We start from the raw sequence: 22,152 nt of genomic DNA on the forward strand, positions 1-22,152 counted from the left end.
CAACACTTATTTTTTAACACCAAACTTTTCATCTGCACCAAAGTCATAATACAAATCAGGATTTTCATTAAAACTCTCCAAACTTGAGTGCTTGTCTATTAATTCTTTTATTTCCTGTGACTTATTCTCTAAAAACTCTTCAAAATCCTCAAAGCTTAAATCTGCTTTTAGTGCTGCTAATTCTAAAAGAAATGCTGGTATCTTCTTAGCTGGAATGTCTCCATAAACTTCACCTATCTTTGCAATGCCTGCTCCAAGCTTTCCTCCAAAGGACACTGCATAGGCTGGAACAAGTCCATCTTCAGTACGCTTTCCTCTCCCACTAAGTCCAATCATTCCCTGCTGATGTTGACCACAGGAATTAGGACATCCTGATATAAATAACTTTGGAAGTGCACTTTTTATTCTTTCATCTACCCCACTAAATATGTCTCTTATAGCCTCAAGGAGATTTTGTGAAAGACAAAGACCTAAGGAACAAGTAGCATGTCCTATACAGGAAACCGAGTTATCTATGTTGTGTCCTGATGAGATATTTAAAGTCAAGTTTATTAGCTCCATTGCATCCTTCTCTTTTAAGTCTCTTATAACAAAGCCTTGTGTTGTTGTTAGTCTTATAGATACTCTGTATACTAAAGTATCTAAGAATTGAAGGATTCTGTCTAAATCTTCTGCTGCTATATTGCCACCCTGTGGATGAATATATACTGAATAGTACCCAAGCTGCTTCTGTGCAAATAATATGTTTTTATATTGCTGATTACTTTCCATAGTTCTTCTTACTTCTTCAACTGTCTGTATAGGCTCTTGGTCAATTCTTATGTCCTTTTCATCTATTTTAAAATCTAAATCTATCTCCTCTTTAACCTTTTGAAGCTGTGAGTTAAATAACTGAAGGAAGTTTTCTTCCCCTAATCTATGCACAATGTATCTTATCCTAGCTTGATGCCTATTTGTCCTATCTCCTTCTTTCTCAAAGACTTCTTTCATAGCCTGTGCATAGTATAAAACATCCTTATCTTCTATGAAGTCTGCAAGTTTTAATGACATTCTAGGTCTTCCCCCAAAGCCACCTCCTCCATATACTTCAAAACCCTTTACACCATTATTTATCTTTGCTATAAAGCCTAAATCAGCCATTGTAGCATTTCCAGTGTCTTCTGGAGTATTTGAGAAAGCTATCTTGTACTTTCTTGGAAGCTGCAGGGCAGTTGGATCTTTCATAAGGTGGTTTATAACTCCCTTTACATAAGGCGTTACATCAAAGACCTCATCTATAGATACCCCAGACAGTGGAGAACATCCTACATTTCTCACTGTATCCCCACAGGCCCCCTTTGTAGTTATACCAACCTTTATCACTTCCTTCATAATGCTATATATGCTGTCTATCGGCAGTGCTTGAAATTGTATGTCTTGTCTAGTTGTAAAATGCATTCTTCTATATCCATATCTTTTAGATGCCTCACTTATGGACTTCAGCTGATTTAGTTCTATAACTCCTCCAGTAGCTCTCAACCTTACCATATAGGTACCTTTAACTCTTTGCTTGTAAACCCCCATTGCAACAATTCGTTTTCTGTATTCAGAGACATCTAACTCATCTCTATCGCATAGTTCAGCACTTTCTTTAAATTCATCTATACTTTTTAAAATTTTATCTGTTATTTGTATCATGCTCTTTCTCCTTCTTTAATTTGTTAATTTATAGTTTTGCATTACTAAAGTTTTACTTTAATAAAGTCTAATAACTACAGTTATATACGTAAAACAGGTTATAACACCATATCCTCCCCCCTATACAAACATTTAGTTTAAATATATAAGTTGATACTTACATAAACATAAAAACTAAAGGCTGCTTTTCTTTAAAACAAGAAAAACAGCCTTTGATTTTAAGACAGAATATATCTAACCTTAAAATAACCATTTTTCTTATCTGCCAGGATACTATATCCTGCAGGAATTGACACCGATACATTCAAATTTAAATGCCGGTTGTCGGGTTTCATAGGGCCAGTCCCTCCACCACTCTTGATAAGAGTATTAGGTATAACATTAAAACTATTAATTTTAAATTATTGTATACCTAATAATTGGCTTTGTCAATAAATTTGTAAATTAACTATTGCAATTTTCCACCTTCAATTACAATGTCCTCTTTACTAGCTTCTCCATATGTGTTTTTTAATGTTTCATCATAAGCTTTGTGTACAAAATTCTCTTTACCTAGAGTTTCAAGTTCCTTATTAATCCACTCAAGAAGTTCTTTGTTTCCCTTAGCAACAGCAGGTGCTATTGTATCTTCTCCTCCGAATTTTGGTACTCCAACACTAAATCCAGGGTTCTTTTGTGCCCATGCAAGTACTTCCGTATTATCATTAGCTATAGCATCGCCACGTTTGTCCTTTAAAGCTTCAAATATTTCTGAGTATTGATCATATTTAACTAATTCTACCTCTGGCATATTTTTTGTAAGATAAGTTTCAGCAGTTGTTCCTTTTGCAACAATTATCTTTTTCCCCTTTAATTGATCAACAGATGTAATTTTAGCGCTATCTGGTGATACTACTCCAAGAGAAACCTTCATATAAGGATTTGCAAAATCAACCTTTTGCTTTCTCTCATCTGTAACAGTAAAGTTTGCCATAATTATATCTACTTTTTTAGATTGTAGGTATGCAACCCTGCTTGCTGCATCAACTAGTACAAATTCAACCTTTGACTCGTCTCCTAAAAGATCCTTTGCAAATCTTCTAGCAATATGAACGTCAAATCCCTGACTTTTACCATTTGAATCTACATAACCAAAAGGCGGCTTGTCGCTAAATACACCAATTTTAATAGTACCTCTTTTCTTTATTTCCTCAATAGAACTACCTGTTGTTTCCTTTTTGTTTTCCGTTGAAGCTGTCTTTGAAGCACTACAGCCTACTAAACCTCCTACTATAAATGTAGCCGCTAATAATGTTGTTAAGATTTTTTTTACATTTTTCATTATAATCTTCCTTTCCTTTGTAAAATTTAATATTGAAATACATTTAAAAATTGTTTAGCACGCTCTGTTTTTGGATTAGTAAAAAACTCTTGCGGTTCAGATATTTCACATATCTTGCCTCCATCAATAAAGACTATTTTGTCAGCAACAGCCTGTGCAAAACTCATCTCATGAGTTACAATTATCATTGTCATTCCTTGTTTTGCAAGGTCTAGCATAACCTCTAAAACTTCTCTTACCATCTCTGGATCAAGAGATGCTGTTACTTCATCAAAGAGCATTATTTCAGGATTCATACATAGGGCTCTTACTATTGCTATTCTTTGCTTTTGCCCACCAGAAAGTTCCCTTGGATAAGAATTCTTACGGTCAAGTAAACCAACTCTTTCTAACAGTTTTTCTGCTTGTGTCATTATCTCATCCATAGGCCTTTTCTGAACTTTCATTGGCCCTAAAAGTATGTTTTGAATAACAGTCATATGAGGAAAAAGGTCATAGCTTTGAAATACCATTCCAATTTTTTGACGAACTTCTTGCCAATTAACATTTTTATCCGTAAGACTTTTCCCGGAAAATTCAATACTGCCTCCTTGAATACTTTCAAGGCCGTTAAGACATCTAAGCAGAGTGCTTTTGCCACAACCTGATGGTCCTAAAACAACTACAACTTCGCCTTTATGTATATTAAGATCAATACCTCTTAATATCTCCTTTTGTGCATATTCTTTATGTAAATTCTTTATTTCAAGTAATACCTCATTATTTTTCATATAAATTACACTGCCTCCTTAACTGTTCCATTTAGCTTCTAATGTCTTTGATAGCCTTGATAAAGGATAACAAATTATAAAGTATAGTATGAATATAACTCCGTAAACCCAGAAAGATGCTGCAGGTACTTCTAAGCGAGAAAGCTCTATAATCTGCTGGCCTATCTTTACAACATCTATAACTCCTATCAAAACTACTAATGATGTAGTCTTAACCATTCTTGTAGCTAGATTTATGGCACCTGGAAGCATTCTTCTTATAGCCTGTGGTATAAGAATATACCTGTAAAGTCCCCAAAAGTTAAGTCCAATAGCCTTTCCTGACTCGATCTGGTGTTTCGGTAAAGATTCTAGGGCACCTCTTACAATGTCCCCCATCTCTGCTGCCCCCCAAAGACTAAATACTATGATAGAGGCGGCTTCACCACTTAACTGTATGTTCAATGCAGTAGTAGCTCCAAAGTACACAATAAACAGCCAAACAAGAACTGGTATTATTCTAAATAATTCAAGATATATACGACTTATAACACCTACAACTTTTGATTTTGATGTTCTAATAATGCCGAATACTATACCAAGTAAAGATCCTATAAAAATTGATATAAAGGCAATTCCAATAGTGACCAATAAACCATCAAATAATAAACGTTGAATATTCATTCCATCAAAAATCACCTTAATGCCCAAATTCTGCATAACGCACCTTCCTTTCTATCCAAGTAAGAAGGAGTGATAAAGGTAAAATTATAATCAAATAGGAAACTACTAGCATTAGTAAAGATTCAAAGGTTTGATAATACATTCCTATTAAGTCTTTTGTTACATTCATTAAATCTAAAATTGATATTGCACCTAAAATGGAAGTTTCTTTTAGTAAAAAAATGCAATTAGCACTTAAAGATGGTATGCTTACTGAAAATGCCTGAGGCAGTATTACATATCTAGCCAGTTGAAACTTAGAAAGTCCAAGACTTAGACCAGACTCGATTTGAATTTTGCCAACAGCTTCAATACCACTTCTAAAGGCTTCGGACATATAACTTCCTCCTAAAAAGGATAGGCCGATTATAGCACAAGTATTTTCACTTATTTTTATACCTAACTTAGTAAATCCATAGTATAAAAAGAATAACTGTATCAAAAGTGGAGTATTACGAGAAAGTTCAATATAAGCTTGTACTAGTGTCTGTAAGCCTTTTATTTTGTAATACTGTACTACGCTGCATATAAGACCAAGTATTATGGAAGCTAGTATTCCCCAAAATGCAAGCCTTAAAGTAAGTACAGCAGCTTTTTGATATAAAGGTAAATTATCAACAATAAATTGCCAATTTATACTCATAAATTTAATCACCTCTTTTTTCTTCTGTACAAGGTTCTAGCCCCTTGTCATGTTTATATTTACATATAGTGCATATATCTAGTGGAATCTATATTTTACTACCCTTTAATCTGGAATATAGACATTTTCAACTTTTTCACTTTAACATATTAATTTCTTAAAGTTTCGCAATTGTACAGCGTTGAAGCAACAACACTATAATTCTATGTAAGATTATACAAATCACAACATATACACATTTGAATGATATAGTATAGTTTAACCCCATCTAATTCAAGTTTTTCTTTATAAAACAAAAAACCCCTGCCTCTATTACAGAGGCAGAAGTATACTTCCGCGGTTCCACTCTGTTTATTATGTGCAAATACATCTACGAAACACATAACAACTCATTCTTTCGGTACAGTCATACCTCAACGCTTTAACGGGCGTACCCGCTGAAGTCTACTAAACTTCGATTCAGTGCTCAAGGATGCACTTCCATTACCCTCTGTCCAAAATCCCTCACACCCTAGGGGATTTCTCTCTGAGAACTTCCTGTAACTTACTCTTCCTATCATTGCAATTCTTAGTATTTTACTACGATATCTGTATTATAATACGTAAATTTAAAATAGTCAATATATTATTATAACTTTTATATGATTTTTTCTATAAGTTATTTTTTAACTTTGCAAGTGAAAGCACCTTCTAGATTCTTAATAACTTAACTACCTCTCCAATAATCTTAAATCCTTTTTCTATTTCCTCCATATCTACTCTAGAGAAGCCAAGCCTTAAGGTATCATCCCCTCTGCCGTCTATATAAAAAATATCTCCTGGAGTAAAAATCACTCCTCTTTCACAACACTTTTCTAAAACCTTTCTCGCTTCCACCCCTTCTAACTTTATAAAAATATGAAGGCCACCTTCCCCCATTATCTCTTTACAGGGAATGTATTTTTTAGCACACTCTAACGCAAACTCATATTTTTCCTTATAAACCTTTCTTGCCTTTTTAATATACTTTTCAAAATTACCACCTTGAAGATATTCACAGAAAATTGCCTGATCCAAAAAAGAAGTGTGGATGTTTCTGCTTCTCTTTATACTTTCTAGATAGTCTATAAGTTTTTTATCAGCTAAAATCCACCCTACTCTTATACCAGGAAATAATATCTTAGAAAAACTGCCTATATATACTACACTGTTTCCCTTTCCACTGAGAGCTGCTATAGGAGATACATGAGTCCCTGAGTATCTCAGTTCTTCGTTAAAACCATCTTCAATTATAGGTATATTATGTGATTTTAGTATTCTATAAAGTTCTACTCTCTTTTCTGCCGACATTACAAGGGCTGTGGGATTATGATAAGATGGAATAAAATAAGACAACTTAAATTCTTCCTTTGTTAACTCTTCCTTTAATTTATTTAAATCTATACCATCCCTACTCAAATCTATTCCCTTAATCTTTAACCCATGAAGTCTCATAATCTTGATGGCTGTATTATGGGTTGGATTTTCACAAATTATGCTATCTCCTTTTTCTGTAAGACAGGATAGTACCAAATCAAATCCCTCTGTAAAGCCATTGGTTATAAGTAAATCCTTTCCATCTATCTGTATTCCTTTATTCTTCATATACTTCAATAAATACTGAATTAAAGGTCTATATCCTTTTGCATATCCATAATTTAATATTTTATCTCCCTCAATGGAAACTCTATTTAAAAATGCCCTTTTAAACTCATCCACATCAAAAAGCCTCTCGTCTGGTGCTATACTTTTGAAGGATATCATGCCTTTTTTCCATTCAACCTCATGTTTTACAATATCTAAGCTTTCTGCATTTTTGCCGTAATCATTTATCCTGGTGTTCCAATCTATATTCCATTCTTCCTCAAAACTTATATTTATGTCTGATACAAAAGCACCAGTTCCCTTTTTCATATATATAAATCCCTCATCTTGAAGAAACTCATAAGCATATACAACTGTATTTCTACTAACATTTAAAATTGAGGATAGTTCTCTCGTAGAAGGGAGCTTTTCATTTTGCCTCAGCATACCACTTAAAATCATATCTTTTATATAATCTTTAATTTGAATATAAACCGGTGTATCCTTGTCTAGTTTCATATCTAAAAACATACTATACCTTCACCTCAACTATATTTTACTATAGAGAGTTCTTCTATGAAATGAAAATAACTGCATAAATTCTAACATTAAGAATTTATATAGTTATTTTATATGTTAAAACTTATCTTACAAATTATTTTGATCTATCCTTTTTTATAAATATCTCTATTCTACGATTTTTATGTCTACCTTCTTCTGAATCATTTAAAGCAACTGGGTGATGTTCCCCATAACCAGAAACCTCAAATTTTTTAGCATCTAATCTTTCACCTTCAGGTAACTCATCTGTGAATAATCTCACAACACTTATAGCTCTTGCTGTTGATAACTCCCAGTTACTTTTATACTCACTATTTTTTATTGGGATGTTATCTGTATGACCTTCAATTTTAACTTGTTTATTATACTCTCTTAAAATGCTAGCTATCTGACGAAGTAAACTTCTAGAGTTATCCTTTAAAACTGCTTTTCCAATATCAAATAGAAACTCATCTTGAAATTGCAAAAGTATTCCATCATCCCTATTAGAAATGGTTACCTGACTTTTTAATCCTTTTTCATCGACTACTTTTTTCACTTGCTTATATATATTGTTCATATCTTTAGTAGCCTGAGCTGTATCTATTTTAGAAATAGAATCCCCAACACTAGGGTTTAAACTTTCTTTTTGTTCCGCAACTCCTATATCACTTAAAGATGCTTTTATAGCTTTAAATTTGTGTGAATCAACGCTGGACATGGAGTACAATAAAATAAAAAAACATAGCAATAACGTAACTAAGTCTCCATAGGTAGCTAGCCATTCATTTCCACCACCGCCATCATCATCATCATTAAATTTAAACTTGTCATCCATTCTTTATTCTCCCTTGTATTATCCTAATTATTTTGAATTGAGTATTGCTTACCATATACTTCTACTTCATCTTCACCTAAAAATGCAAGAAGTTTTTCTCTCATTACGTTAGTATTTTCACCTGATTGAATGCTTATAAGTCCTTCTACAATCATTTCTTTTTGAAACAATTCCTCTGCAGTATTTGCCTTTAACTTTTTAGACATAGGCATGAAAAGCATATTGGCAAGCATAGATCCGTAAAATGTAGTAATTAGTGCAACTGCCATCTGTGGTCCGATAGTTGACGGATCAGATAAAGTTTTTAACATATTAATCAGTCCTATTAAAGTACCAATCATTCCAAAGGCAGGAGCTAAAGCTGCTCCAGTATCCAATAAACTTCTATTATTTTTATGTCTTTCATTAATTCCCCTCATCTTGAGTCCTAGAACCGTTCTTACAACCTGTGGCTCAATTCCATCTACCACCATCATCAATCCCTTTTTTATAAATGGATCACTTACTTCTTCCGCTATCTGCTCTAAACCCATAAGTCCTTCTTTCCTTGCCTTCATAGACCACCTTGCTAGCATTTCTATAACCACTAAAGAGTTTGTACTTTTCTCCCTAAACACCAAAGAAAATAGCTTAAAAAGCTGTTTTACATTCTCTTTCTTACTACTTAGTAGAAGAGAACCAATTGTGCCTCCGAAGACTATAAATATAGATGGTATATCTATAAAAGTAAGAATAGACCCTCCTGTTAATATACCAAAAAGTACAAATAGCACCGCAAGGGCACTTCCTATAACTGAAATAATATCCATGATAACCTCCATAATTCTGCAAATATTAAATATTAACTGGACAATTTGCTTAAATAAATTACATTCAAATTACATACATTTCATTTTTCGTCTAATTTAGTCAATAACTTTATAAAATTTTACATATATCTCATATTTTCGCAATTGTTTGTAAATTAATCCAATATAAAAACACTATGAAATCTTGATAAATTCCATAGTGCTTTTACATTTATTTTGTTTAAAATGCTGGTATTATGCTGCCCTTGTATTTTTCTTCAATAAATTTCTTAACCTCTGGAGAATTAAGTGCCTTAGATAAAGCCTGGATATATGGCTTGTTTTTGTCATCTTGCTTAACAGCAAGTACATTTGCATAAGGTGAATCTTTAGATTCTATAGCTATTGCATCTTTTAATGGATTTAATCCAGCTTCTATAGCATAGTTGGTGTTTATAACAGCTGCCTCTACATCTCCCAGTACTCTTGGAAGTTGAGGTGCTTCCATTTCAGTAACTTTTATATTCTTCTTATTTTCAGTAATATCCTGTTTGGATATAAGTTCTCCGGCCTTTAACTTTATAAGTCCTTCTTTCTCCAATAGCCTTAAAGCTCTTGCTCCATTAGTAGGGTCGTTTGGAATAGCAATTTCTGCTCCCTCTTTAATTTGATCTAGTTTTGTAATCTTCTTTGAATACACACCCATTGGCTCTATGTGCACTTTAGCTGTATAGTCTAGCTTGGTCTTTTTTTCTTCATTAAATTTACTTAAATATGGAACGTGCTGAAAGAAGTTTGCATCTAATTCTCCTTCATCCAATGATGTATTTGGTGTTACGTAATCTGTGAATTCAACTATTTGAAGGTCATATCCTTCCTTTTGAAGTATTGGTTTTACTTGCTCTAGTATCTCCTTATGGGGTACAGGTGTTGCCCCTATCTTTATTACCTTCTTATCATCGCTATTTGAAGCAGTCGTTGCTGTCTGTTTTGCTCCGCATCCTGATAAACCCAAAACAAGTATTCCTGATAAAACTATCGATAAAATCTTTCCTTTTTTCATATTAAATTCCTCCTAATTTTTATTAATTATATTAAAATATAATTTATAACTATTTACTAAGCTTCTTATAGATAAAATCCCCCATGCTCTGGAAAAGCTGCACAATTACAATGAGGATAACAACGGTATAAATCATCACATCTGTTTGGAATCTATAGTATCCATATTTAATAGCTACATCTCCTAGTCCACCACCACCGATGGCACCAGCCATAGCGGAATATCCAACTACGCTAATAACTGTCAAAGTAACTCCCAGTATTATTGATGGAATGGCCTCTTTAAGAATAACTTTAAAAATTATCTGCCAATTACTTGCTCCAAAAGACCTTGCAGCTTCAATTACTCCTGGATCTACTTCTTTCATAGCTGATTCTATTATTCTTGCTGCAAAAGGTGCAGCTGCTATAGTTAAGGGTACAATAGCTGCTGTTGTTCCTATGGTTTTTCCAACTACTAACTTGGTAAATGGGAATATAGCTATCATCAGTATTATAAAGGGGAAGGATCTTAGGATATTTATTATAAAATCCAAGCCTTTATAAACAACCTTATTTGGTTTTAACCCCTTTTCACTTGTAATAACAAGTATAATTGCAGGTATAAATCCTATAGCAACTGCTAAGATGGTAGAAACCATAACCATGTATAAAGTTTGCCCTAAGGCAGTCATTAGAACCTCTCTAAGCATTATCAATCACCTCCCAAGCTATAGATTTTGAATTTAAAAACTGGCAAATATTTGTCTTGTTATCTTCTGTAGTATTTATAACAAGACTTCCTAATACGTTATCCCTGAATTTTTCCAGCTTCCCCCAAACTATTGAAAAGTCTATATTAAGTTCTCTTGCCATAGATGTTATAATCGCCTGCTGACTTTGTTCTTTCGGAAAGAATAATCTTATGTTGACTCCCTCCTCAGGCAACAGCTCCTCCTCTCCAAGCAGCTTTTCCAGATGCTTGTCTGGCTTTAAAAATAACTCCTCTGCATCACCTAAGCTTTTTATTTCCCCCTTATCCATAATGGCTACTTTTGAGCATATCTGTTTTACTACCTCCATCTGATGGGTAACAATAACAACTGTTATGTTTAGTTTTTCATTTATCTCTTTAATTAAATTAAGTATAGATTTTGTTGTATTTGGATCTAGTGCTGAAGTTGCCTCATCACATAATAAAATTTCTGGTTGAAGGGCAAGAGCTCTGGCTATAGCTACTCTTTGCTTTTGTCCTCCACTTAGATCTCTTGGCATGCTGTTCATTTTATCCTTAAGGCCTACAAGTTCTAGCAAATTTGTAACTCTTGCATTTATTTCAACTTTGCTATAGTTCCATACCTCTAGTGGAAGAGCTACATTTTCATATACATTTTTTCTATTTAAGAGATTAAAGCTTTGAAATATCATACCAAGCCCCTTTCTAAAGCTCCTTAATTCCCTTTCACTTAGCTCTTCTATTTCTTTACTCATAACTCTTATGCTGCCACTATCATAGCTTTCAAGCCCGTTTAGACATCTTAAAAGAGTTGACTTTCCAGCACCACTATGTCCAACTATTCCTACAATTTCACCCCTTTTTATATCTAGACTTACCTCTTTTAAAACTTTTGTATTAGAAAAACTTTTATTTACATCTTTAATTTCAATCATCTAATTTCTCCTTCCTAATTATCTAAGCATACTCCGTAACGTTTTTATTTTACAATGGTAAACTATTAAAACTTCAACTTTGTAAAATTTCACATTATTAAAGTGAAATTTGTATGTAATATCCAAGATCTACTTTGGTTGTGCCTAAGATAGTTGCCCAATATTGAATTTTAAAATTAAGCCTTTAGTACTACATTTCCTCAGAAGATACCTTCTAGGAAAATAGCAGATACACAAAAATTAAAGCCCGAGGAAAACCTCGAGCTTAAAATCTCAACGATATCCTCTCATCTTCCAGCTTACGCTGTAGGAATTAGCACCATTGTATTATTGTTTAAACAACAATACTGGTTGCTGGGCTTCATAGGGCCAGTCCCTCCACCTCTCTTGATAAGTTCAAGTTCTTTATTTAATTTATGTGTTTAATTATATCAATGTAAGTTTACACTGTCAATAAAAATTATTGAAATTTTATCTTTTCAAATAATTTTTATATCTTTGACATTTTTGATGTAAACAGAATCCGGTGAAGGTTCTTCCCCACCGGACCTAAGTTTCACCTTTACAAATCTATCTTACTTCTTTCAAGGATAATTCTGTTACTTTATCTAATAAATCACTGTAAGACATATTTACAGCTTTTGCCCCTTTAGGGAATAGACTATTCTTTGTCATTCCAGGTAAAGTATTTAACTCAAGTAAATAAGGTACGCCTTCCTTTATTATCATATCTACTCTTACGTATACACTGCATTTTAGAACCTTCCAGCATTCTAATGCCATTTCTTCAATTTTCTTTTGTAAGCCTTCTTCAAATTGTACTACTATTTCATCTGAGCCTCCATCAGCATATTTTGCTGTATAGTCAAAGAATTCAGCTTTAGGTTTAATAGCTATTATAGCTATCATTTTTCCGTCTAACATACAGCAAGTTATTTCATCGCCTTTTATATACTTTTCAATCATAACTTCCTTATCGTAATCTAATGCTAAGCTTACTGCACTTTCTATATCTTCTTTTTTCTTAATCAAGTTTGTAGCTACACTAGAACCACCACTATTTGGCTTTACGAACACTGGGTATCCCATCTTATCTATATAATCATAGTCTATCTCATCTACACTTCTAACGCATAACCAATCAGCAGTATTTATTCCTGACTGTCTTAGTATTCTTTTAGTTATATCCTTATCCATACATATTCCGCTGGTAAGTGGTCCACAGCCTGAGTATGGAATGTCCATTGTTTCCAGTACAGCTTGTATTGTTCCGTCTTCACCAAATTTTCCATGAAGAGCAATAAATGCAAAATCTATATCTTTAGCTTTTTCCATTACATCATCTTTTTTATCTATAACTATAGGAACAACCTCATATTTATCCTTATTAAAGTATTTAACTATTTCTTTCCCTGAGTTTAAAGATACTTCTCTTTCTGAGGATACTCCTCCCATAATAACTCCAATCTTCATTTTCATTCCTCCATACACCTTATTTACTTTTCTTAATAATATTGTATTAATATTATTGAAATAAGTTAAGTACCACCTTTCCTCTATTTTATAATAAAAGTGGCTTCATTAGTATAAGAAACTCAGCTTTTTTAAGAAGTACTGAAAATAAGCTAAACTATTTATGTATAACAGGCTATTTTAACTGTTGCAGTTTTGGATAAGTATGTTAAAGTAATAGTAGAACAATTAAATAAATTTTTGTGGGGGTGCCATAAGGCTGAGAAGAGTTTTTTCTAACCCTTTGAACCTGATCCGGTTAACACTGGCGTAGGGAAGCAAGTCGTATTATATCACTTTGTTACTATAAGTGTATTGCTTTTCCGCAATACACTTTTTTATTTTAAATTTATACAAAAGCCTGTCTTTTACCCTTCCTACTTTTTACCTATATCCGGTTCAAAGCAATTTTAGTCCAATTAGCTAACTCTCCCACGGCAAAGCAGAGGTGTTTAAAATGAAAAAAGTATTAACAATTGCCGGCTCAGATAGTTGTGGAGGCGCAGGTATTCAGGCTGATTTAAAAACTATGAGTTCCCTAGGTGTTTACGGAATGAGTGTAGTTACTGCAATAACCGCACAAAATACAATAGGGGTTCAAAATGTCATGGAGGTTACAGAGGAGCTTGTGGAAGCTCAAATAAAATCTATCTTTGAAGACATAACTGTAGATGCTGTAAAAATTGGTATGGTATCCAATAGCAAAACTATAGAAATAATTAAAGACTTACTAAAAAAATACAATGCTAAAAATATTGTATTAGATCCAGTTATGGTATCTAAAAGTGGTTATTTTTTATTAAAACCTGAGGCAGAATCAGCCATAAAGAATCTTATATACATTGCAGAGGTGGTAACACCAAATATTCCTGAGGCAGAAGTGCTAACTGGAATGAAAATACAAAATGCTGAAGAGATGAAGACTGCAGCATTAAAAATAAAGGAACTTGGAGCAAAAAATGTATTAATAAAAGGTGGCCATAGATGCAATGATGCCAACGATATACTTCTTTCTGGAGATAAATTTATAACCCTTGAAGGTCATAGAATAGAAACTCAAAACACTCATGGTACAGGCTGTACCTTGTCCTCAGCTATAGCATCTTACCTAGCTAAAGGGAACTCTGTAGAAGAAGCAGTTTCCCTATCCAAAGAATATATAACTAGGGCTATAGAAAATTCTTTTTCTATAGGACATGGTGTTGGTCCTGTAGGTCATTTTATAGAAGTTTATAAAAAAGCAAAGATTTCTTATGAATAAAATATAAATATTTTGGGGGAATGAAAATGAGCAATAACTTTGAACACACTTATATTAAAGAAGTATGTAATACCTTCACTGAACTTAGAAGCAAGGTTCCGCTTGTTCAATGTATAACTAACTACGTAACAATAAATGATTGTGCCAACGTACTTTTAGCTTATGGAGCTTCACCTGCTATGTGTGAAGCCTATGATGAGGTTTTTGATTTTACTAAAATTTCATCTGCTTTATACTTAAATGTTGGAACTTTGACTAAGGAACAGGAAGAAGCAGCGGTGCTCTCTAGTATATCTGCAAAAATGAATAATGTTCCTGTTGTATTAGATCCTGTGGCTTGTGCAGCTATTCCAAGAAAACTTTCTGTAATAAATAGAATTTTAGAGCTTGGAAGAGTTGATGTTATTAAAGGTAATATTGGAGAAATAAAATTTTTAGCTGGAAAATCCTCTGAAGTTCGCGGTGTTGATTCCTTAGATAATGGTGACGATGCCTTAGATGCCTGCATTGCACTAGCACAAAAATATAATTGTGTAGTTGCAGCTACTGGAAAAAAGGATTACATAACTGACGGTATTCGCAGTGCAATTATTGAAAATGGCACCGAAATGTTAACCAAAGTAACTGGTGCTGGATGTATGGTTGGAGCTCTTTGCGGAGGCACAGCTGCCGTATCTGAAGATAAATTTATATCCACTGTAACAGCAATTCTTTCGATGAATTTAGCAGGAGAAGAAGCTCATGAAATAGCTAAGGCTCCTGGAAGCTTTAGAGTAAAACTAATTGACTGTATTTATACGTTAACAGAAGAAAAACTTATGGAAGAAGGTAGAATAACATGGAAATAGACTATAGCTTATATCTTATAACTGATAGAAGTTTTCTAAAGGGCAGAAGTTTAAAAACTGTAGTAGAAGATTCAATACTTGGCGGTGTCACCATGGTTCAAGTTAGAGAAAAAAACATTTCCACAAGAGAATTTTTTAAGGTTGCTTTAGAAGTAAAAGAAGTAACAGACCACTATAAGATTCCACTTATAATAAACGACAGAATAGACATTGCGCAGGCTATAAATGCAGATGGAGTTCATCTTGGTCAAGATGATATGCCTCTAAAAATTGCTAGAAAAATATTAGGTAAAAATAGGATTATAGGCATTTCCGCAGGAACTTTAGAGGAAGCTTTAGAAGCAGAAAGAGATGGAGCAGACTATTTAGGTATTGGTGCCATATTCTACACTGGAACAAAAAAAGACATAGATGTACCGCTAGGAATAGAGACTCTAAAAGATATTTACCAGAATATCAATATACCTGCTGTAGCTATTGGCGGCATAAATGAAAGTAACTTCAGGGAAGTTTTAGCTACTGGAGTAAATGGAATCTCTATTATATCGGCAGTGCTAGGAAAAGAAGATATTAAAGCTGCGGCAAGGTCATTAAAATTATAAATTTGTCTTCATTTTTCTCATAATAAAGAAATAGTTCGTAGTTTTATCCATAAGAATCCTTTAAAACTGCGAACTATTTCCTTTTCAAATAATTGAGTATCTGAAACCTGTACCTTCAAATTGCCCCTCCTAACTCACAAAATTTTAATCTATATAACTACATAAAATCGGATAATAATATAATTTTTTAAACTTATAATTAAAATCTTATAAAATTTCATTTTATTACTTTACAAATTTAATACGCTAAAGTATAATAGGTATTGTAATTAAATAATTAAAAAGGCGGGGATTCAAAAATGAAAAAAAAATTATCAATTTTAACTATAGCAGTACTTTCCATAGGTCTTATACTTTCAGGATGTGGCAATAGTAAACAAGCTAATGGTAGCCAAGCTCAAGATAATTCCTTAAAAGAGATTAAAGAAAAAGGAGAATTTGTTGTTGGGCTTGATGACAGCTTTCCACCAATGGGATTTAAAGACGATAAAGGAGAAATTGTTGGCTTTGATATTGATTTAGCAAAGGAAGTTGCAAAGAGAATGGGTGTAAAGGCTGTATTTAAACCTGTTCAATGGGATGGTGTTCTACTTAGCTTAAATAATAAGGACATAGATGTAATTTGGAATGGTTTAACTATAACAGACAAAAGAAAAGAACAGATAGCTTTTTCAAATGTATATCTTCAAAACAAACAAATTATTGTTGTAAAAAGTGATTCTACTATAAAAGGTAAAAAAGATTTATCTGGTAAGATAGTTGGTATTCAACTAGGAAGCAGCAGTGAAACTGCTTTAACAGCTGATAAGGAAACTTCAAGTGCATTAAAGGATACTAGAAAATATTCAAATAATACAGAGGCTTTAATGGATTTAAATCAAGGCCGTGTAGATGCAGTAATTGTTGACGAAGTAGTAGGAAGATACTACATATCTAAAAAACCTGGCTTGTACAAGGTTCTTGATGAAGATTTCGGAAAAGAAGATTATGGAGTAGGTATAAGAAAGAGCGATAATAGCTTTAAAGAAGAACTTGATAAAACTCTAGATGCTATGAAGGCTGACGGAACAGCAGATAAAATATCTCAAAAATGGTTTGGAAAAGATATAATTACAAAATAACTAGTTAGGAAGTGGTTTTAATGGCTAATCTTATGGATATTACAGGATTTATACTAAAAGGGAGCATAATAACCTTAGAGTTATTTATAATAGTAGCAGTTTGTTCAGTACCCCTAGGCATTCTTGTAGCCTTAGGGAAAAATTCAAAAATTAAACCATTGAAGGCAGTTTTAAGCTTATATACATGGGCTTTTAGGGGTACCCCTTTACTTCTTCAACTTTTCTTCACATACTTTGGTCTTCCTGTAGTAGGCATAAGATTAACACCATTAACTGCCGCTAGCATAGCTTTTACTGTAAACTATGCAGCATACTTAGCTGAAACCTTTAGAGCTGGTATTGAATCAGTTGATAGAGGTCAATTTGAGGCAGCCAAAGCTCTCGGAATGAACTATCGTCAAACTATGATAAGAATAATACTTCCCCAGGCAGCAAGGAATGTTATTCCTCCTGTCTGTAATGAAGCCATAAACCTTATAAAGGATACGGCACTAGTTGCAGCTATAGGTATCGGTGATTTGCTCAGGGCTGCTAAAGAAGTGGTTACAAGAGATTTTACTATAACACCATTTATAATAGCTGCCGTTGTATATCTTTTGATCACCTCATTATTAGTGCTGATGTTTAGAAAATTAGAAAAGAAGTATTCATTTTATTAGTCTTATATAGAAATGCAAAAAATTGTAATGAACAGGTTCTAGTTACCTACTGCTAACAGAACTTGTTTTTTCTTTTCCATTTTCATTACCAGTATTGTCCAAACACTCTTTTAAACATTCTTCAATAACATCCATTGGAATTTGAAAACCTTTGTTTTTATTCATAAATAATCCCTACCTTTCTTTATAAATTTGTCGATACTGTAAAATATTACCACCATATCTTGTAATTGTCAATTGGTATTTCATCAAATGAATTCTATACTATTTTATACTCACAGTATATTTCTATTCCTATAAAAATGTTACTCTAATATATCATAATGAGTTTTTTTTGTATATGAAAAATGCTTTCCATTTAATAAATATTTTTTCAGATTTGATATAACCTTTCTTAACAACCAGTAATAATATATATATATACTGTAAAATAAAAGAAGGTGATTAATTTTGAAAGCTGATGCAGTTTTTGAAGGCGGAGGTATGAGAGGAATTGGAATTATTGGTGCTTTAAATTACATGGAAACCCAAGGATATCACTGGCAAAGAGTTGCAGGTACCTCTGTTGGTGCTGTAGTCGCAGCCCTTCTAGCTGCAGGTTACACCGCTAAGGAAATGAATAAAATATTATCGGAAATGGATTTTAGAGACTTTTTGGATAAAAATGGCCTTCAACGTGTTCCTTTACTAGGAAAAGCCCTTGGTTTTTTAGTGGAAAAGGGAATTTACTCTGGAGACTATGTTGAAGAATGGATTCATAAACTTTTAAAAAAGAAAGGTATAAGAAAATTTAAGGATGTTACTACTAATGGAGAATGTAGACTTAAGATAGTAGCTTCAGATATAACTAAACGAAAAACTCTGATACTTCCAGATAACTTACCAGACTACGGAATAGATCCTATGAAGTTTTCAATAGCAAAAGCTGTAAGAATGAGCATAAGCATTCCCTTTTACTTTAAACCTGTTGAATTCTTACATGCAGATGGCTTAAGCTATATAGTTGATGGTGCTGTTTGCTGCAACTTTCCAATAAGCATATTTGATGTTAAAGGAACTCCTCGCTGGCCGACAATTGGCTTTAAATTCGATAGCACTGAGATAAGTAACACTAAACAGGGAAAGAAAGATCCTATCTCCTTTTTATTTGATATTGCAGGTACTATGTCTGCTGAAAAGAATAGAGAGTGGTTGAAAGAGGAAAATCTAATTAGAACTGTACTTATTCCTACTCTTGGCGTTAACCCTACAGACTTTTATTTATCCAAAAGTCAAAGCCTAAAACTGTTCAAATCCGGATACAGGAGTGCCGCCAAATTTCACAAGAGTTGGAACTATGAAGAATACTTAGGAAAATACAGGCATACTAATACTAACTCAAAGCTTTTGCTTCCTTAAAATAAAAGCATTACAACATATAAGTATGCTGCAACACAAAGGGGCCTTAAAAATTAGATTTGGCAGCCTGTGTATGTAGGCAGAGGTGTACTGCGCAGAAAGCTTATTCCCGAAATGAGGGCTTTCAAGCAGTATACCTCTATCAAACACACCGGTATTTAGTGCTCTAAACTTTTGTTACGTATAATACTTCTATTTTTCTCTTGTTGAGTATATTTCTGCTATCTTAACAATAACTTCAACTGCCTTTTCCATAGCAAAAGTTGGGATATACTCAAATCTACCGTGGAAATTATGTCCACCAGTAAATAAATTTGGTGTTGGAAGTCCCATGAATGAAAGTCTTGCTCCATCAGTACCACCTCTTATAGGTCTAACTAATGGCTTTATTCCTACTGACTCCATAGCTTCGAAAGCTATATCTACAATATATTTTACAGGCTCAACCTTTTCTTTCATGTTTCTATATTGCTCTTTTATTTCAACTGATACAAAATCAAATCCATACTTTTCATTTATTTTCTTAACAGCTTCTTCTATGAAAGCTTTTCTATTTTCAAATCCTTCTGCATCAAAATCTCTGATTATATAATTAAGCTCAGTTTTCTCGATACCGCCATTTATAGCTAATAGGTGATAGAAGCCTTCATAACCTTCAGTTGTAGCTGGAGTTTCATTTGCAGGAAGCATGTTTATAAATTCATTTGCTACAAGTATTGAGTTTATCATCTTATCTTTAGAATATCCTGGGTGGAAGTTTCTTCCCTTTATTGTAACTTTAGCACTTCCAGCATTAAAGTTTTCATACTCTAATTCTCCGATTACTCCGCCGTCAACAGTATATGCTAAATCAGCATTAAATTTCTTTACGTCAAAGTGATCTGCTCCACGGCCAATCTCTTCATCTGGAGTAAATCCAACACGAATATCACCATGCTTAATTTCTGGATGTGCTATTAAGTATTCTATAGCAGACATTATTTCAGCAATACCAGCCTTGTCGTCTGCTCCAAGTAATGTTGTTCCATCAGTAGTTATTAGAGTTTTACCTACGTAATCTTTTAACTCTGGAGATTCTTCAACACGAAGAACAATATTTTCTTTTTCGTTTAAAACTATATCTCCTCCGTCATAGTTTTCAACGATTTTAGGATTTACATTAGTGCCACACATTTCTGGACTTGTATCCATGTGCGCTATAAAACCGATTACAGGGACATTCTTATCAACATTTCCTGGAAGAGTAGCCATGACATATCCGTTATCATCCACAGATACATCCTTCATTCCCATTTCTTTCAGCTCTTTTACTAATTCCTCTGCTAATACCAATTGCTTTGAAGTACTTGGAACAGTATTAGACTCTTCATCTGACACAGTATCAATCTTTACATATTTTAAAAACTTTTCAATAACCTTTGACATTTAATTCCCTCCCTATAATTTGATAATATCTAATTGAGTTTCTTTACAAATTATATCACTATTATCCTAAAATGACAATTTACTGTGATAAGGTGCTAAAAAATTGTCAAATAGTCTAATATTTAATATTATTAAATGCATAATATATGCCATATTATATTTTAACTTAATATAATATGGCATCTTTTTTAATTTTCTATACACACATCAGCCATAATTACCCCTTCAATTTTATCTTTTGCATCTTTAAAAGGAACAGCTATAGCTATGCAATAATTAAAAGAAACATTTGAAATATACGGTTCACTGTTATATTCTTTTCCTTGAATTGCTTCTTTAAAGTAAGGCCTAAATGAAAAATCATTGTTATCCTCTGATATAGGATGACTGGCAGATTTCATTATTCCCTTACTATCTATTAGACCTATATATTCAAATTCATTATAAATATTCATTTGATTTTTTAATAATTCAGATCCTTTATCTATATCTAAAGACCTTGAGATAATTAAATCGGATATTTTTTTTAGTTTATCAAAGCCTTCTTTTATTATTCTATTCTCTTCTTCACCTAAACTTACCTTATTAATAAACTCCTTTAGTTTTATATCTATATCATCCGCTGTTTTATTTGTTTTTACTATCAACTCACTAATTTGTTGCACTGATACATTCTGTTCATCTACAGCAGCTGAAACTTCTTCCACAAAAGATAGTGACTCCTGTGTTGTTAGCACTACATTCTCTACAAGTTCATCAACATTATTTGCCATAGCTGTCGTTTCCTCAGCTAGTATGTGTATTTGGTTCACAGATTCATAGGTAGATTTAGTGGACTTACTTATTTTATCAAAAGAAAGCTTAGATTCCTCTGCAAACTCCACATCTTCCTTTATGCCTAAAGCCTGTGTACTAGCTTCCTTAGTTATTTCATTTATTTTTCCATTTATATCTTCAATCAGCTTTCTAATTTCCTTTGCAGATATAGATGATTGTTCTGCCAATTTCCTTACTTCCTCTGCCACCACGGTAAAGCCTCTACCATGTTCTCCTGCCCGTGCAGCTTCAATAGCTGCATTTAACGCTAAAAGATTTGTCCTTTCACTTAAATCTGTTACGACATAAGCTATACTATTTATTTTTTCAGCCCTATCATGAAGTAATTGAACATTAGAAACCAATGTTGTACTATTTTCCCCTATATTTTTCATTTTGTCTACTATACTACTAAATATCTGCTCATTGTCTTTAATTACCCTAATCATTTCTTCTGCAGCATCTTGTGTACTCTCTGCATACTTAGCTATTTTTTCTGCATTCTCAGCCATTTGTCTTGTGCTTTCTCCTGTAGATTCTGCATCCTGAGATTGTTTATAGGTAGATTCTGTAATAGCTAGCATTGACTGAGCTATTTCCGACGAAGCCTTTTCTGTTTGCTTTGTATTTTCCTGAAGAGTTGAAGATAATTCTCTATTCTTCTGGGAAACCTCATATATTTCACACAAAATTCTTTTACTGTTCTTTACTATGGAATTTATACTGTCAGCTACCTCCTTTAAAGTTCCCTGACTTTTTACTCTTACAGCTAACTGGCCATTTGAAATTAAGGACAAATCCTTTTTAAATTGCTGAAGCCTTCTAGATGTTTTTCCATAATATAATGTACATACTATAAAAGATAACAATGCACCTATAGATGCTGATAAAAGTATAGTTACTGTAATCTTCATACT

21 protein-coding genes, 3 riboswitches and 1 other annotated feature are annotated in these 22,152 nt (G+C 33.1%); of the genes, 6 read left to right on the forward strand and 15 right to left on the reverse strand.

From position 1 onward, the window contains the following. Window positions 1–6: 6 nt before the first annotated feature. From P8V03_RS12045 to P8V03_RS12100, 12 genes are all read right to left on the reverse strand, one after another. Window positions 7–1,677: a nitrite/sulfite reductase gene (locus P8V03_RS12045; protein ID WP_318798286.1), complete on the reverse strand. Its 1,671-nt coding sequence runs from the start codon at window positions 1,675–1,677 to the stop codon at window positions 7–9. Between the two features lie 255 nt (window positions 1,678–1,932). Beyond that, a riboswitch (SAM riboswitch) is annotated at window positions 1,933–2,044 on the reverse strand. 81 nt (window positions 2,045–2,125) lie between these two features. Then, on the reverse strand, window positions 2,126–2,998 hold the full coding sequence (locus P8V03_RS12050; RefSeq protein WP_318798287.1) for a cysteine ABC transporter substrate-binding protein: 873 nt from the start codon (window positions 2,996–2,998) through the stop codon (window positions 2,126–2,128). A 26-nt stretch (window positions 2,999–3,024) separates the two neighbouring features. Further along, entirely contained in the window at window positions 3,025–3,768 is a 744-nt protein-coding gene (locus P8V03_RS12055; RefSeq protein WP_346432507.1) for an amino acid ABC transporter ATP-binding protein, read from the reverse strand. Between the two features lie 18 nt (window positions 3,769–3,786). Further along, window positions 3,787–4,467 (reverse strand): amino acid ABC transporter permease, encoded by a 681-nt coding sequence (locus P8V03_RS12060; protein ID WP_261671372.1) that lies wholly within the window; start codon window positions 4,465–4,467, stop codon window positions 3,787–3,789. After that, on the reverse strand, window positions 4,448–5,113 hold the full coding sequence (locus P8V03_RS12065; RefSeq protein ID WP_318798288.1) for an amino acid ABC transporter permease: 666 nt from the start codon (window positions 5,111–5,113) through the stop codon (window positions 4,448–4,450). The genes P8V03_RS12060 and P8V03_RS12065 overlap by 20 nt, the downstream gene beginning before the upstream one ends. Window positions 5,114–5,426: 313 nt before the next feature. After that, window positions 5,427–5,682, reverse strand: a binding site (T-box leader). Between the two features lie 121 nt (window positions 5,683–5,803). Next, complete coding sequence (gene pdxR, locus P8V03_RS12070) at window positions 5,804–7,246, reverse strand: MocR-like pyridoxine biosynthesis transcription factor PdxR (protein ID WP_318798289.1); 1,443 nt, start codon at window positions 7,244–7,246, stop codon at window positions 5,804–5,806. A gap of 124 nt (window positions 7,247–7,370) precedes the next feature. Then, window positions 7,371–8,093, reverse strand: a complete 723-nt coding sequence (locus P8V03_RS12075; protein ID WP_318798290.1) for an OmpA/MotB family protein — start codon at window positions 8,091–8,093, stop codon at window positions 7,371–7,373. Window positions 8,094–8,116: 23 nt separating this feature from the next. Next, complete coding sequence (locus tag P8V03_RS12080) at window positions 8,117–8,902, reverse strand: motility protein A (protein ID WP_318798291.1); 786 nt, start codon at window positions 8,900–8,902, stop codon at window positions 8,117–8,119. A 220-nt stretch (window positions 8,903–9,122) separates the two neighbouring features. Further along, window positions 9,123–9,944: a MetQ/NlpA family ABC transporter substrate-binding protein gene (locus P8V03_RS12085; protein ID WP_318798292.1), complete on the reverse strand. Its 822-nt coding sequence runs from the start codon at window positions 9,942–9,944 to the stop codon at window positions 9,123–9,125. A gap of 49 nt (window positions 9,945–9,993) precedes the next feature. Next, on the reverse strand, window positions 9,994–10,635 hold the full coding sequence (locus P8V03_RS12090; protein ID WP_261671376.1) for a methionine ABC transporter permease: 642 nt from the start codon (window positions 10,633–10,635) through the stop codon (window positions 9,994–9,996). Next, on the reverse strand, window positions 10,628–11,593 hold the full coding sequence (locus P8V03_RS12095) for a methionine ABC transporter ATP-binding protein (protein ID WP_318798293.1): 966 nt from the start codon (window positions 11,591–11,593) through the stop codon (window positions 10,628–10,630). The genes P8V03_RS12090 and P8V03_RS12095 overlap by 8 nt, the downstream gene beginning before the upstream one ends. Before the next feature lie 284 nt (window positions 11,594–11,877). Beyond that, a riboswitch (SAM riboswitch) is annotated at window positions 11,878–11,990 on the reverse strand. 173 nt (window positions 11,991–12,163) lie between these two features. Beyond that, entirely contained in the window at window positions 12,164–13,066 is a 903-nt protein-coding gene (locus P8V03_RS12100) for a D-alanine--D-alanine ligase (protein WP_261671390.1), read from the reverse strand. A 234-nt stretch (window positions 13,067–13,300) separates the two neighbouring features. Further along, window positions 13,301–13,400: riboswitch (TPP riboswitch) on the forward strand. A gap of 162 nt (window positions 13,401–13,562) precedes the next feature. Here P8V03_RS12100 and thiD point away from each other — a divergent pair. From thiD to P8V03_RS12125, 5 genes are all read left to right on the forward strand, one after another. Continuing rightward, window positions 13,563–14,366: a bifunctional hydroxymethylpyrimidine kinase/phosphomethylpyrimidine kinase gene (gene thiD / locus P8V03_RS12105; protein WP_318798294.1), complete on the forward strand. Its 804-nt coding sequence runs from the start codon at window positions 13,563–13,565 to the stop codon at window positions 14,364–14,366. Between the two features lie 26 nt (window positions 14,367–14,392). Next, window positions 14,393–15,214, forward strand: coding sequence for a hydroxyethylthiazole kinase (thiM, locus tag P8V03_RS12110; protein WP_318798295.1), 822 nt, complete (start codon window positions 14,393–14,395; stop codon window positions 15,212–15,214). Further along, window positions 15,205–15,816, forward strand: a complete 612-nt coding sequence (gene thiE, locus P8V03_RS12115; protein WP_318798296.1) for a thiamine phosphate synthase — start codon at window positions 15,205–15,207, stop codon at window positions 15,814–15,816. The genes thiM and thiE overlap by 10 nt, the downstream gene beginning before the upstream one ends. Before the next feature lie 299 nt (window positions 15,817–16,115). Next, window positions 16,116–16,937, forward strand: a complete 822-nt coding sequence (locus P8V03_RS12120; protein ID WP_318798297.1) for an amino acid ABC transporter substrate-binding protein — start codon at window positions 16,116–16,118, stop codon at window positions 16,935–16,937. A gap of 20 nt (window positions 16,938–16,957) precedes the next feature. Continuing rightward, window positions 16,958–17,596, forward strand: coding sequence for an amino acid ABC transporter permease (locus P8V03_RS12125; RefSeq protein WP_318798298.1), 639 nt, complete (start codon window positions 16,958–16,960; stop codon window positions 17,594–17,596). Window positions 17,597–17,638: 42 nt separating this feature from the next. Here the strand turns inward: P8V03_RS12125 and P8V03_RS12130 are convergent, their stop codons facing one another. Next, complete coding sequence (locus P8V03_RS12130; protein WP_261671397.1) at window positions 17,639–17,761, reverse strand: hypothetical protein; 123 nt, start codon at window positions 17,759–17,761, stop codon at window positions 17,639–17,641. A 285-nt stretch (window positions 17,762–18,046) separates the two neighbouring features. Between P8V03_RS12130 and P8V03_RS12135 the strand changes: the two genes are divergently transcribed. After that, window positions 18,047–18,994 (forward strand): patatin-like phospholipase family protein, encoded by a 948-nt coding sequence (locus P8V03_RS12135; protein ID WP_318798299.1) that lies wholly within the window; start codon window positions 18,047–18,049, stop codon window positions 18,992–18,994. Window positions 18,995–19,186: 192 nt separating this feature from the next. On the opposite strand, the gene pepT is transcribed toward P8V03_RS12135, so the two are convergent. Further along, window positions 19,187–20,419: a peptidase T gene (gene pepT / locus P8V03_RS12140; protein ID WP_318798300.1), complete on the reverse strand. Its 1,233-nt coding sequence runs from the start codon at window positions 20,417–20,419 to the stop codon at window positions 19,187–19,189. A gap of 188 nt (window positions 20,420–20,607) precedes the next feature. Then, window positions 20,608–22,149 (reverse strand): methyl-accepting chemotaxis protein, encoded by a 1,542-nt coding sequence (locus P8V03_RS12145; protein ID WP_318798301.1) that lies wholly within the window; start codon window positions 22,147–22,149, stop codon window positions 20,608–20,610. Window positions 22,150–22,152: the final 3 nt, after the last annotated feature.

It is taken from the genome of Clostridium tanneri (genome assembly GCF_033659955.1).
Taxonomy (GTDB): domain Bacteria; phylum Bacillota; class Clostridia; order Clostridiales; family Clostridiaceae; genus Clostridium_AM; species Clostridium_AM tanneri.